Source organism: Paenibacillus sp. Y660 (assembly GCF_057221575.1).
Genome location: NZ_JBXBBJ010000008.1, coordinates 158,475 through 171,794, shown reverse-complemented (window position 1 = coordinate 171,794; position 13,320 = coordinate 158,475). Strand labels below are relative to the sequence as shown.

General features: G+C 48.8%; 11 protein-coding genes and 1 riboswitch. Of the genes, 1 reads left to right on the top strand and 10 read right to left on the bottom strand.

The window, feature by feature from the left end; genetic code table 11:
- Positions 1–22: 22 nt before the first annotated feature.
- The 7 genes from flgK to AC2TDN_RS12295 form a co-directional block, all read right to left on the bottom strand.
- The gene (gene flgK, locus AC2TDN_RS12325; RefSeq protein WP_484688188.1) at positions 23–1,588 is read right to left on the bottom strand and encodes a flagellar hook-associated protein FlgK; all 1,566 of its coding nucleotides are present in this window, start codon (positions 1,586–1,588) and stop codon (positions 23–25) included.
- Between the two features lie 20 nt (positions 1,589–1,608).
- Positions 1,609–2,112: a flagellar protein FlgN gene (locus AC2TDN_RS12320; RefSeq protein WP_482068219.1), complete on the bottom strand. Its 504-nt coding sequence runs from the start codon at positions 2,110–2,112 to the stop codon at positions 1,609–1,611.
- Between the two features lie 8 nt (positions 2,113–2,120).
- The gene (gene flgM / locus AC2TDN_RS12315) at positions 2,121–2,387 is read right to left on the bottom strand and encodes a flagellar biosynthesis anti-sigma factor FlgM (RefSeq protein ID WP_482068218.1); all 267 of its coding nucleotides are present in this window, start codon (positions 2,385–2,387) and stop codon (positions 2,121–2,123) included.
- Positions 2,388–2,499: 112 nt separating this feature from the next.
- Positions 2,500–2,916: a TIGR03826 family flagellar region protein gene (locus AC2TDN_RS12310; protein ID WP_484688187.1), complete on the bottom strand. Its 417-nt coding sequence runs from the start codon at positions 2,914–2,916 to the stop codon at positions 2,500–2,502.
- Positions 2,917–3,031: 115 nt separating this feature from the next.
- On the bottom strand, positions 3,032–3,940 hold the full coding sequence (locus AC2TDN_RS12305) for a ComFC family protein (RefSeq protein WP_484688186.1): 909 nt from the start codon (positions 3,938–3,940) through the stop codon (positions 3,032–3,034).
- Complete coding sequence (locus AC2TDN_RS12300; protein WP_484688185.1) at positions 3,937–6,126, bottom strand: ATP-dependent helicase ComFA; 2,190 nt, start codon at positions 6,124–6,126, stop codon at positions 3,937–3,939. The genes AC2TDN_RS12305 and AC2TDN_RS12300 overlap by 4 nt, the downstream gene beginning before the upstream one ends.
- 150 nt (positions 6,127–6,276) lie before the next feature.
- A complete protein-coding gene (locus AC2TDN_RS12295; protein WP_484688184.1) occupies positions 6,277–6,738 on the bottom strand; it encodes a hypothetical protein in 462 nt (153 codons plus the stop codon).
- A gap of 246 nt (positions 6,739–6,984) precedes the next feature.
- Positions 6,985–7,066: riboswitch (cyclic di-GMP riboswitch) on the top strand.
- A gap of 32 nt (positions 7,067–7,098) precedes the next feature.
- Here AC2TDN_RS12295 and AC2TDN_RS12290 point away from each other — a divergent pair.
- Positions 7,099–8,448: an LPXTG cell wall anchor domain-containing protein gene (locus tag AC2TDN_RS12290; protein WP_484688183.1), complete on the top strand. Its 1,350-nt coding sequence runs from the start codon at positions 7,099–7,101 to the stop codon at positions 8,446–8,448.
- A gap of 144 nt (positions 8,449–8,592) precedes the next feature.
- On the opposite strand, the gene AC2TDN_RS12285 is transcribed toward AC2TDN_RS12290, so the two are convergent.
- From AC2TDN_RS12285 to AC2TDN_RS12275, 3 genes are all read right to left on the bottom strand, one after another.
- Positions 8,593–9,321, bottom strand: coding sequence for a response regulator (locus AC2TDN_RS12285; RefSeq protein ID WP_482068255.1), 729 nt, complete (start codon positions 9,319–9,321; stop codon positions 8,593–8,595).
- Positions 9,322–9,325: 4 nt separating this feature from the next.
- Positions 9,326–10,486, bottom strand: a complete 1,161-nt coding sequence (locus AC2TDN_RS12280) for a sensor histidine kinase (RefSeq protein WP_482068212.1) — start codon at positions 10,484–10,486, stop codon at positions 9,326–9,328.
- A gap of 69 nt (positions 10,487–10,555) precedes the next feature.
- Complete coding sequence (locus tag AC2TDN_RS12275; protein ID WP_484688182.1) at positions 10,556–13,264, bottom strand: stalk domain-containing protein; 2,709 nt, start codon at positions 13,262–13,264, stop codon at positions 10,556–10,558.
- Positions 13,265–13,320: the final 56 nt, after the last annotated feature.

Below are 13,320 nucleotides of genomic sequence, written 5' to 3'. Positions count from 1 at the left end.
GTCACCTCCACATTATTATTGGTTAAAGACCTACGCGGCCCATACCATTTATTACTTTATCCAAAATTTCATCAATCATAGTCATATTTCTTGCGGCTGCGTTATAGGCGTGCTGAAATTTAATCATGTTGGACATTTCCTCATCAAGCGATACACCGCTAACGGACTGTCTTCGTGATTCCACTTGCTCGACTATAATTTGCTGATTTGATTGCATCCGCTTCGCCTCGGCTGTCTGGACACCAAGCTGTCCAACAACAGAACGGAAATATGAGTCAATTGTATTCAAGTTCTCGTCCGCTCCGGAATCAAAATCAAATCGAATGTCTCTCATTTGTGAAAACAGCACAGATAACGAATTGTTACCACTAATTACTGATTCTGAACCGTCCGCATTTATATTAACGCGCATTGAAGTAGCGATTAAGTTAGAATTAGCCACAATAGCTGGGTTTAGAGTAATGTTACTTGCCGTCAATCCACTTGTTTCACCTGCATTATCAGTGAAGAAAGGCAAACCACGATCTTGACCAGCCAATGAATAACCTAGTTGATGCAAGCCATTTAAGCCATTGACCGTTACGGTTAAATCTTCAGCAAGTGTACGATTTCCTGCAACTGTAGAATAGGTCACTCCGTTTAAAATCGTGCCATTTGGCAAAACCGATCCTTTTGGCAGCGTAACCTCAAACTCGCCATTTGCCATCGTTTGAACCATTTTATTAAGCTCGCTTATGTAGCCTTCAACGAATTTATCTCTGGATTGAATTGTACCGTAAATGGTTCCGCTATTCAGTTCACCTGTATCAAATGCGGTTTGCATAGCTTCCATATCTAATACATTCGAGGTTGTTCCTTGAACAAGCTCCGTATTGCCCATCGTAATCCTATACCCATTCGCTTGTTCCTCTACACGAATATTTACTAGTCCGGAAAGTTGATCCGTAAGCAGGTCCCGTTGGTCACGCATATCATTGGCATTGTCGCCAAGACCCTCGATCCTGCGAATCTCGCTATTTAATTGAGCAATGCTTTTAGTAATCGAATTGACGGTACTCAGATTGATCTCGGTATTTTCAGTCAAATCGCCTTTCAGATCACTAAGCTGCTTGGACGTATAATTAAAAGCGTCAACCATTGCCATCGTCTGCTCCATAACGACTTTCCGACCGTCAGCGTTTTCTGGGTTTTTGCTCAAATCGGACCAAGAATTCCAGAAATTCGAGATAACCGTCCTTAAGCCTGTGTCGCTCGGCTCATTCACGATGCCTTCCAGCTTTTCCAGCGTATCCAGCTGCACGGTGAAATTGCCGTGCGATTTATATTCGTTGCGGTACTGATTGTCGAGAAATTTCTCTCTTATGCGTGTAATCGAGCTTGCTTCTACACCTGTACCGAGCTGGCCTGCTGCCTCTGATTTAGAGAATCCAACCGCATCTATCGGTCTTGAAGCGGTCATATTCACGATCTGACGCGAGTAACCCTTCGTATTAGCATTCGCAATATTATGTCCAGTCGTATTTAGAGCGGACTGTGTCGTGAACAAGCTGCGCCTTGCTGTTTCTAAGCCATGAAATGTCGATCCCATTCGTAGATTGTCCTCTCTTGTTACGTCTTTATATTAAAGCGTCCATTACGATTATAGGCCATTCCTTGTACAGCGCGATGATAGGTCGCTTCGTCCTCGGTCGGTCCGAGCAGCAAATCCTGAGTGAAATGCAAATGCTCCAAAGTCATCCTGACAAGCTGCTGATTAAATTCATTGATGTCTTGGAGCTGCTTTAGCGCTGCCGATAATTGCTGCCACATGGCCTGCAGCTGCTGCTTCTCATTGGCATGATAGACAGCCTGGATGAGCTTCTCCATTTTGAAGGAACGATGGCTTGTCAGCTTTTGATCCAGCATATATTTTCCGATCAGAAAGATTCGCCGTTGCTCAAGTTCCAGTATACGCTGGAGACTCTTCTTTTCTTTGCTCGAAATGTACGAAAGGGTCTCCACATTGTTTACGGTAATTGCCGTTGTCTTCGCATTTCCGTATTCAATAAGCTGCTGGTGCTCATCTAATAGCTCTTGCAAAATCACTAATATCTGCTGGATGTACTCGTTCATTTAGAGGACTACTCCTTCAAGTAAGGAAGCAACTTCTCGGCAATTTTGCCGGCTTCCACATGATACGTGCCCGATGCTACCGAACGTTTAAGCTGCTCGATATGCTCTGTTCTGTCCGCTCCGCTCGTTTTGCTTGTTGTCAGCATCTCCTTGGCAGCCGCAGAAATCTGGACCTCGTCCTTCTTCTTTGTCTTGCCTTCTGCACTCACTCTTGCTTCATTTTGCTTATGGTACGAATTAAGCGCGCCAATACGATTCGTCTCGTTTATTTTCATTTTTATCCACCTCATTATTTACGGAAACTAAAAAAGCCGATTACCTTTACAAGTATTATCGGCTTCAGTCAAGTGAAATTTTATAGTCATGGGAAGATTAGCATGAATTCATTTATTTATCCTTATATCTGTCTAGTCCTCTGTATGCAGCATTTGAATTATGAGCGTTTTTCATTTCATCCTTCTTCGTCAAGTCTTCCAACATTTGCTTCTTATCCTTTTCTAAGCGCTGGCGGCAGCTATCGCAAAGGTTTTGATCGCGAATCAGCGTTCCGCATGACTCACACGGATAGGACATATTCGGAGCATTCACGATAGAAATGCGGCCTTCACGGATAAATTTCGTAATTTGTTTAACTGAAACTCCAGTTGCATCTGAAACCTCAGTTATGATTGAACCCCTATACTCACGCAAATAGTTTGAACAAAGCTCGTACTCTTTATCAATTTCACGCATGCACGATGGACATACATCTCTAAAATTTTTGGCAAAAAGCTTACCGCAGCGAGGACAATTATCTAAGTTCATCGCTTTAAGCCCCCCTTTTTTTGTAAAAATAATCAGATGATTAACTTTATTCTAAACGAAAGCGTTAACTTTTTCACTATGAATCTATTTTTCCGCCTTATGAATATTGGATTACTTAGGAACGAGCCCAGGTCAAAATATAAATTTCCAGAGGCCGCTGCGATTTTCGATGCAATTCTTGTGAGCAGGCCTCTGCCGTACTTCCCGTCGTATATATGTCATCAATAAGCAGAATGCGAATTGTTTCTCGAGCGGGCTGAACTTTACTCGCTTTACTGGCGGAGTTGCGTGTTTTTGATTGAAGAATGCGAAGCTCGCTTTCGTTTACGTCAAAAAGCGACCTAGTATCGCGCATTCGCTCCGAACGCGTCTTAAAGCTTTGCTTCTCCGAATGGCGGGAACGGATGAGCAGGCTCATAAGCGGCAGACGATAGCGCTGCGCTAAATGGCTTGCCAGCTGCTCCGCTTGATTGAAGCCCCTATCGCTTGCCCTCTCCGGGCTGATAGGGACATATGTGACCGCATCCCAGTAATCGGCTATCTTCCCTTTCGACTTAGAGAGGTTGCCGCTTGTAGCGTTGTACCGCTGGCGCCGGGCAATCACGCAAGTCATGGTATCAAGGACAGGCAGAAGCATGTCGCCAAGCAAAGGCGCAAGCCGCTCGTTTCCACGGTATTTGTACAAAGCGAGCATCGACCGCATTGCTGGATTGTAGGAGACCGCGCTGCGGTTGCATACGAATGCCCGTTGCGGACTGCGTATGCAGTCCTCGCATGCGATGCCGCGTCCGCATCTGGGACAGGCGATGCGGGTGAGCCATGGAATGGCGGAGAGGCATCCTCCGCAAAGCGATTTTCGAAGCCGGGGCGTCAGCTTCGATTGGTTGATGCTGCCCGCGCTGCGAGCCTCGGTTTGCGGTTTGCCGCATAGAAGGCATGCGGTGGAACGGGGAGCGAGCAGCTGCGCGCTAGTGGCGAAGGCGGATTGAAGACGCTGGAGCCATGCTTGAGGCGAGTAAGTCACTTTGACGAGCCTCCTTTGCTGGCGGGGAGCAAGTAGCCTTCCTTGCGGGCCATGCGGTTCATCTTTTGAATGTGGCGCACTGCCGCTAGCTGCGAGCGGTTGCGCTCACGGCTGCAGAAATAGACGCGGCCAAACGGGTCATCTGCAGACCGTCCTGCCCTGCCCGCCATTTGAACCAAGGAAGCCTCGTCAAAAAGCCGTCCGTCCGCATCTAAAATATAGACGTCGCTTCTCGGAATCGTGACCCCTCGCTCTAATATCGTGGTCGTGACCAGCACGCGAATTTCCCTTGCGCGAAAACGCTGCACCTTCTCCGTCCGCCCACCGTCCTGAGAGGAAGTTGCCGCTACTGCTGAAAGCTGAAGAACAGCCCTAAGCAAAGCAGCCATAGGCTCGGTCTGTGCAATTTGCTGCACGAATACAAACAGCTGGGCATCTCGCTGAATTGAGGCCTGCATAGCGGCCAACAGCTTGGATGGCAGCTTCCGCTGGTGAAGCATTTGTTTCACAGCTGGCGTTTGATGCATTTGCGGTACAGGCAGCGGATGACGATGGTAGCGCACGGGCACTCTCGCATGCGGAAGCTTGCCGCGCTTCGCCGCTCGCTGCAGCTCGCTCGGCGGCGTAGCAGAGAGCAGCAGCCGGGCAGCGCCAGGCGCGCAGCTTTTATCTGCGGCATAATGAAGAATAGGATCGCCGGCGTAGGGAAACGCATCAAGCTCGTCTACGACGACTAAGTCAAAGCCTTGATAGAAACGCAGCAGTTGATGTGTCGTGGCAAGCGTGATGTCGCCGCTCTCCCAGCGCTGCTCGCTGCCGCCGTATAAGGTGACAACCGAAGCTGCCGGGAACGCTTTGCGGATACGCGGATCTAGTTCAATGACAACATCGCGGCGCGGCGTTGCGATAAGTGCCCTTCCGCCTCGAAGCAGCACCGATTCCACCAGCGGGAAAATCATTTCGGTCTTGCCCGCTCCCGTAACCGCCCAAAGTAAAAAATCTCTCGTTTGCTTGGGTACACCCTTTGATAATTGAGGAGATTCCATCGTCTCATACTCTTCAACGAAACGGAGCGCCTTCGCAGCAGCAGCGGCCTGTGCCGGGCTAAGGCTCCATTTCTTAAGCCGCTGTTCTAACGGCAGCTGCATGAGCGGCCGCCGATCCGTCTTCATTCCAAGCAAAGCAGAATGCTGCATAGTAACGAGCAGCTCGCATTCCCGGCTCCGCCCCATCCCAATGCACGCCGTACAATAGGCGCACAACCGCCCGCACGCCGCACATGCCGTGCGGTGCATATGCGCCTCGCCGCTCCCGCAGCGCAAACAGCTGCGCTCGCGCCTGCGGCGCCCCAAAGCGTCCAATCGCCCGCCATCCCCGGCGGCGATCGCTCCGCTCAGGCGCACCCGCCCGAGCAGCGCGGCAAGCTGGAGCACTCCGCTCCAGCTCACCGCGGCGCCGGGCCCGCCCGCGCCAGCTAACAGGGCGTGCGCCTCGCTTCGCAATAGCGCACGTCCCTGCATCATGCCTGCGGCAAGCTTCGCCCCTGCCGCAATCTCTCCCAGCTCCGCATCGCCAAGCGCTCGCTCCGCTTCTCCGCCTTGCTTGCGCACCGCTGCACGCGACATACTCGCGCTCAGCTCTCCGCTTTTCACCTGCTCAATCGTCCCCCCTCCATCGCCGCCTACACTAGCTCCCTCTCCCTCACTCCACTTTCCATGTCGCCGTGCTCCAACACACTCCCAACGCTCCGCCAAACCCAGCAAGTTCTCTACCTTCAATGCCGATTTCCGTTTGCTTCTACTACCCAAATGCCACCACCGCCGGCTGCCTGCAGCCTTTCCGTCATTCAGCCCGCAACGCTTAGCCTCCGCTACACAAGAAAGCAACAGCTCTAACGCTTCGAACGATCTCGCTTGATATCCCATTTCATTGCAGCTGATAGTCAAGTCATCCTTTTTCTCTATTCTACGCCTCAGCCCATCCTCCCAAAGCCGAGCAGCGAGGCAAGCATCGCCAAGCGGCAGCAGCTCTTTTAAAAGCCAGCCCGAATCCGCAATTTTTCCGTTAAGCCGCCCTGCCTTGCCAAACTCCCCATTCATCCAGAATTGCTTGTCCACCTCTGGATGAATCGTTGCCGACGCCTGCCAATGCCCGTTAACCTCCACAACATACACTTGAGCCTTCATCCGCTTTCGCTCCCTTCCCCGCATTTCAATATCCATCGCGCTATCGCGCGTTGCCATAACGCCCGGACAAAAAAAAAAAGCACACCCAACAACGCAGCCGCGTCATTGAGTGTGCTTCACTCCGGATATTCAATTACGGAAAATTATATACTAAAATGGCATTTTCGACAAATCCGACGGGTTTTGCAAATCAACCAGCACCGCATGATCGGAATGCGACACGATTCCTTCTGCCTGAAGCAGCCACAGCAGCTGGGTTCCATCTACTCCACTCGTTTGTGAGCGCTTACTATCCTCGATTTCTGTTTGAGGCGCATTTTCTTTAGGGTGTACCCTAACCTCGTTGCCACCTCTAGCCAAACGTTCTACAATCGCAATCATCTCGTCTGTGACACCACGATCGATAATTGTCAGGCGAACATCTTTGCCCATTCTCCGCGAGAAAGAAAACAATGAACGCACATACCATTCCATATTTTTTTGCCGAACGTCCGCAACGAGTACATAATGCTTGCTCGATTGCTGCCTTCCGCGCCAAATTCGAAACGCCAGATGCACCGACAATGCAGCAAAAGCATAACAGCCAATCACTAAAAGTAGAAGCTCAAACATAGCGGCCACCTCCTCTTTGTGACACTATATGCCAAGAAGAGCCCACTGGTTCCGACAGCCGGGGACAAGATGACAAAATGTGCGACATGTCCAAAGACAGCCGTTTTCAACCTGTAATTAATAGTCAATTTACGACAAAGAAACACCCTTGAGCAATTCACTGTATGTGTTATCATCTTATTACATCCTGCATATATACGATATTCAAGCATAGATTACAGGGAGAAGATGGGCTCTGCAAAGCGTCAAAGCTAGGGAAGCGATGAAGTATAATCTGCATATGGACACTTGGATTATATGGAGCCAATAGTGTAACCGGCCCTCTTAGAACCACTACATACTCTAAGAGGAGAGTGAAAGATGCATTATGTGAAAAAGCAGTTTACTTTGAGCCTGGTCGTCTTATTATTTTTTTCGCTTACGCTTGGCTCCTTCGTCATGGCTGAGGGCCAAAGCAACGGTGACGCAGCTGCAGCCGTAACTGGTATTGAAAACAGCTGCCAGAGTTATTCAAACAGCAAAGCAGATGTCATAGCCAATCATTCCAGCATCACAGTCAATAGCAATGACACGGCAACAGCAACCTTTACGACCATAGTGGATTGTGTGAGAGTCAGTTTTTCCTCTTATGAAGGTGCAGCTGACTGGGTACCCGGTCCCAATGACACGACGATACCTTACCATAAGCAGAAGCATTTTAGCGGCCAATCCATTCCCGTTGATAAAGCGGGAACCTATTCCGCCACAATTGATATCCCGAAATGTCTGCCTTATCAATTGGATATATACAGCGGCAACGAGCTCTTCGATCTAGGCACAGGCGCTCATGGCGACAAAATTTTAGGCTGGAAGCTAAAGCTTAACAACACATGCACTGTGCCGTCTGCGACACCATCACCATCTCCTACACCTGAGATTACACCTACTCCAACACCGTCAGCATCCCCAACACCTGAGATTACACCTACTCCAACACCGTCAGCATCCCCAACACCTGAGATTACGCCTACTCCAACACCGTCAGCATCCCCAACACCTGAGATTACGCCTACTCCAACACCGTCAGCATCCCCAACACCTGAGATTACGCCTACTACACCGCCGTCAGCATCCCCAACACCTGAGACTACGCCTACTACACCACCGTCAACATCACCTACACCTGAGACTACGCCTACTACACCGCCGTCGGCATCCCCAACACCTGAGACTACGCCTACTACTCCGCCATCAGCATCACCGACACCTGAGACTACGCCTACTACACCGCCGTCAGCATCCCCAACACCTGAGACTACGCCTACTACACCGCCGTCAGCATCCCCAACACCTGAGACTACGCCTACTACTCCTCCATCAGCATCACCGACACCTGAGACTACGCCTTATACAACACCAGCATCGTCTCCAACACCTGTAAGTACGCCAACTTCAACTCCTGCAGCCTCGACGTCACCTGCTCCCACTCCATCACCAGAGATTACTACAATTGTTGAAATAGTCGATGAGGAGCCGCCAATAGGCGGTATTGAAGATAATCAAAATGGCGAGCCGCCTGCTGATACCGCTATCGATGTGGCCGAGGATCAAGTTCCGCTTGCCACGCTTCCAAAAACAGGCGATTCCAGTCCTGTTCCTTATTACCTCATAGGCGCCTTTGCCCTTTCAGCCGGCTTCCTCTCGCTTCGTAAGAAACGGCAAGGAAGATAAACGGCAGAATTAAAGCAACCGATCATTTTATCTTTATCTCCGGAGCAGCCTTAAAAAGGCAGCTTCGGAGTTTTTTATTTCACCTTTAGACGCGCATCAAAAAAATCCCGTATCATCCGATACGGGATTTTTGATGTTACCATATTAAAGCGTGACCCAACCATATTTGATCGATTGAATAACAGCCTGCGTACGATCATCAACTTCCATTTTTTGCAAAATACTGCTGACATGGTTTTTAACGGTTTTTTCGCTGATAAACAGAAATTCACCAATGAGCTTATTGCTCTTGCCCTCAGCCATAAGTCTCAGCACCTCTGCCTCACGCCGCGTAAGAGGGCTCTCATCGCCTGCAACGAACTTAACGCCCGGCTCTTGAGCAGCTGCTGCTCCTGAAACGATTCCCATCTCGTCCAAATAAGTCATGCGGCGTAGCTGGTTAATCAGCTTGCCTGTCACTTTAGGATGGATATAAGCATGGCCTTGAACGACAGAGCGAATAGCGTTAATTAGCGATTCCGCCTCCATGTCCTTCAGCAGGTAGCCGGTAGCCCCTTTGCGAAGCGTTTCAAATACATAGCTCTCATCGTCGTGGATAGATAGAATGATAACCTTTACGTCAGGGAACAAGCTTTTTAAACGCTCTGTCGCAACGACACCATTCTCGATTGGCATATTAATATCCATCAGAACAATTTCTGGAATCGTATGATTGCAAAACTCCATTACTTGAATGCCGTCTCCGCATTCGCCAATGACTTCAAGATCGTCTTCCATATTCAGAATCCGCTTAAGTCCTTCACGAAACAGCTGGTGGTCATCCGCAAGTAAAATTTTGATTGTATTTGCACTGCTTGCAGGTTTCTGGATCATCATCTTACTCCTTTCTAGATTCGGCTGTCGTTGGTATATCTATCATAATTTTCGTCCCTCTACCGGGATTTGAGTCTATATCCATCCTTCCCTCGATCAGCTCAATTCGTTCTCTCATCCCCACCAATCCAAAGTGTGCGTTATGGCCAGCATCCTGCTCAATTAATTCGCTATGAAAACCAACGCCATTGTCCTGAATAACGATAGAAATTTGTTGTGGCTGATAGTTAATTTCGAGCAAAACATGAGAAGCACTCGCATGCTTCAAAGCGTTGGTGAATGCTTCCTGAACCAAGCGGTATATAGCCGCTTCCATTGCAGAGGGCATCCGAACTTCTTTACCGATTAACTCGAATACAGTATGTATTTTCGTTTTCTCTTCAAAATCCTGCGTGAATTTACGAAGAGTCGGAACAAGTCCCAAATCATCCAGTGCCATCGGACGCAAATTGAAAATAATTTTGCGTATCTCTTCCAGACCGGAACGGACCTGACCTTTCAAATCTACTAATTCTTCCTGTACCATCACAAATTCCTGCTTGATAAGCATACGTTCTGCAATTTCAGTCCGAAGAACGATATTGGCAAGCGATTGAGCCGGGCCGTCATGAATTTCTCTAGCGATCCGTTTTCGCTCCTCCTCTTGCGCCAAAATGATCTTCAACCCAAGCAGCTGCCTTGTTTTGGCAGATTCAATGATCCGTGTAACCTGGTTAAGGTCACCCGCTAAATATTCAAGCACGACGTTTATTTGTGAAGCAATCGTTTCAGCACGCTCGATTGAATTTTCTACATTGCGGACGCGTTTTTGCAAATCATCCCGACGCGCCTTCAAGTAGGATTCTTTCTCACGGTAAACCATCAAATCCAATTGAATTTGTGTAGCCTTCTCATACGCTGACTTAATATCATCTTCCTTGTAGCGTACGAAATCCCGGCTTACTTCCGTCAATCGTATACGCGCACGGCGGTAGTCTAGCTCCAGCTGATCAACCTTATCGATCGTCTGCACCGTTTCCTGAAGAACGATCTCAAGCTCCTGCTCCAGCGACTCCAGCTCCGCGCGCGCCAATTCACATATTTCATAAATCTGATATTTGCTGTCTTCCATAACTTCGATTGCATTTTTTATAACTCGATTTATATCGACGGTTAAATGGTCCACGATAGATCGGCAACCTTTCTCTACTTAAAGGTTAATCTATTCTATCATAACACAGATTTTCGTCCATCGTTAATCGATGGTAATCTTTTTGGCCTTGCCGTCATAGCCAACTTTTAAGCCAAGCTTCTCCGAGAATAATCGCACCGGAATTAATGTGCGGTTATTGCGTACGATCGGAGTTACCTCGGAGGATTGATGCTCGCCATTTAAAATGAGATCCTTTTTCCCAAGCGTCATTTCCATCAGCTTATTGCCGCGAAGCACGGTCACCTGTCCCGTTTTACCGTTAAACAGCAGCTTGGATCCCATTGCATCCGACACGAATCGAACCGGCACATAAGTAATTCCATTCAACACGATTGGCGCCGAATCCAGCTTGATCGCTTTACCGTTTACAGAAGCTGCTGTCTTGCCAACGGTCATCACTACTTTAGTATTCGAATCAACTGCTGCTGCAGGCGGATATTGCAGCTTCATGTTGTCTAGTCCAATTGAACCAGATGCAACACGCTCATCCTGACCCTCGGCAATCGTAACCACATAGATCCGCTTTAGCTTAACCGGGAACTTCATCCCTGCTGACGATAGATTCACCTTCACGTTTTTCCAGCCTGTCCAATCGAGCTGCTTCGCAAGATCTAGAAGCTGTGCTTTTCCATCCGCATCAATAAACTCTGCCCGTACCCAGTTCAGGCTGTTATCCCCGTATAGGTCTACCGTCATTGAGGTTGGCGAGCCCTCTATGGCACGGCCGTTCGTATTAAATACCGCATAAGAAGCTTTCGTTCCCGTTCCATTCGTAAAATCATAATCCAGCTTCATCGCCTTGGCAGATGTTTGACCTGGGAAATCGGACACCAGATTTACGCTTCCTGTCGTCTCGGCAGGAGTAACCTGTGAAGTAATCGGATAGGTCGATTTCTCAAAATCCTCGAACGTACTGACCGCTTCCCCTTGTGTGAATGGAATCATAGCCGGATAACCGTCATAGCGAGCAATCGCATAACCTGTGCTTGTTCCGGCATTAACGGATTGAACCGTTAGGCTGTCGCCATTTTGAACGGCTGTGAAGCCAACAAATTCCCATTTTACGGAGTCGCCGCTTAGTTTATAGGTATTGCCGTTTTTAAGCTTCATTGTCAGTGGAACCGAGATCGTTGCTCCCTTTGCGAGTACGCCTGCTGCCGTATCGATGGAGAGCGAGGCAATCTGATCCTGGCCAATGACTTCAATATCCTGCTGCGTGGTTATATCGCCTGACTTCACGCTAAGCGTCGTTTTGCCGGCCTTTGTCGCTGTAAACTCGCTGCCCTGGAAGGTGCCAATCGCTTTCTCAGAGCTCCATATCGCGGATCCATTTTCGAATTCAAACGGATTGTAATATGTATCATATCCATTAATTGAATAAGATGACTTTTGTCCTATTAGCATGACTTTAGATCCACTTACAGATATGCCCTTAAGCGTACCTTTCGGAGCCGTTGTGAATACGCCTATTCCGTTCGATACGCTTCGCTGCGTTGATCCATATTGCGTTGAATGAGCAAGCTGCAGCGCACTGCTTCCAAGCGGACGCTCGATCATCGTCGTCGAACCGCCGCCATCGAGATTGACGCCTTTATACACGCCGAGCTGCACCATTATTTGTTGAAGCTCCTTCAGGCTGACACCCGTATTGCTTCCATAGCGTTCGCTTGTGATAAGATAGACCTTTGTTCCGTCCTGTGAATAGCCGATACCTGAGCGTGAGGTATACGAGTTGCCGCTAACCCCAGTAATATCGCGGGAATACGACGCAGCAGCACCGCCATTAACAAGCAGCGTATGTCCGCCAGCCATCATCTCGAAGGACGCAGGATCTACCTTTGATCCTGTGGTCTGAGAAACAAGAGAGTAGTCAGCAGCGATCGATTGTCCAATCTGCAAACGATCCTTTACATAATTTGCTGCAATGCCATGCGCGCGAAGAATGTATCCATCAGCGGGCGCTTGTCCGGCGATTGCTTTGTCAATCGAGATCTCTTCAATAATGCCGTTGCGTACCAATACCTCGGTAGGTGTGGAGCCCGAATTTTTCGGACGTTCTGCTCCGCCCCAAGCACTAGTATAGATATACATCTTATTGACATGACTAAATTTGGTGCCTGTCGTTTCAGGTACATAGGCCGATTGATTCAATCCCTCTAGCGGGAAGGTAGACCCATCCGCTGCTGTCACTAAGCCATCGAACGTATAATTATCGATCATCGGCTTGCGATCCTTCGAAAGCGAGAAAGCATACATCCCCTTCAGCTTGGCTGGGCTTGACATGAACATGCCGCTTGCGACCTGCCCGCCAAGCGGCGCACCCTCATTGCCCATTACGAAAACGTCAGCATTGATCGCAGCTACTGCTCCGTTTTCTTTTGTCATATTAAGAATGGTATTTACTTGACCAATGCTATTATTTCTCCCGCTCATCGCATTTAAGGATACGTAGGGATTCGTTAAATCGATTTCAATGACATGCACATCGGTTTGCGCCTTAGAGCTTCCGCGCGTCGTATGAAAGACGTAGTCAAGCCGCTTAGCTCCTGCAGTTATAAACGATTGCTGTGACAGCTTAAGCACTGGATCACTAGCAGCCGCCTGTGTGGACTCTATGAATGCGGTTTTCCCGACTCCAGGCAAGATTGATGCGATTGGCTGCACCAGCAACGCTCCGCCTAATACTACGATAATGACACGCTTCCCCAAGCTTCCCGTCTGCCGTTCGATGATTCTATGAACCTTACCCATTAGTTTAGCAACTCTCCCATCAATTCATCTAATAGTTATAGACTACAAGAGTAGTA

Excerpts from the sequence above, each read along its gene's own strand:
- flgK (WP_484688188.1), bottom strand. The coding sequence starts at position 1,588 with ATGGGATCGACATTTCATGGCTTAGAAACAGCAAGGCGCAGCTTGTTC.
- AC2TDN_RS12320 (WP_482068219.1), bottom strand. The coding sequence starts at position 2,112 with ATGAACGAGTACATCCAGCAGATATTAGTGATTTTGCAAGAGCTATTA.
- flgM (WP_482068218.1), bottom strand. The coding sequence starts at position 2,387 with ATGAAAATAAACGAGACGAATCGTATTGGCGCGCTTAATTCGTACCAT.
- AC2TDN_RS12310 (WP_484688187.1), bottom strand. The coding sequence starts at position 2,916 with ATGAACTTAGATAATTGTCCTCGCTGCGGTAAGCTTTTTGCCAAAAAT.
- AC2TDN_RS12300 (WP_484688185.1), bottom strand. The coding sequence starts at position 6,126 with ATGAAGGCTCAAGTGTATGTTGTGGAGGTTAACGGGCATTGGCAGGCG.
- AC2TDN_RS12295 (WP_484688184.1), bottom strand. The coding sequence starts at position 6,738 with ATGTTTGAGCTTCTACTTTTAGTGATTGGCTGTTATGCTTTTGCTGCA.
- AC2TDN_RS12290 (WP_484688183.1), top strand. The coding sequence starts at position 7,099 with ATGCATTATGTGAAAAAGCAGTTTACTTTGAGCCTGGTCGTCTTATTA.
- AC2TDN_RS12285 (WP_482068255.1), bottom strand. The coding sequence starts at position 9,321 with ATGATCCAGAAACCTGCAAGCAGTGCAAATACAATCAAAATTTTACTT.
- AC2TDN_RS12275 (WP_484688182.1), bottom strand. The coding sequence starts at position 13,264 with ATGGGTAAGGTTCATAGAATCATCGAACGGCAGACGGGAAGCTTGGGG.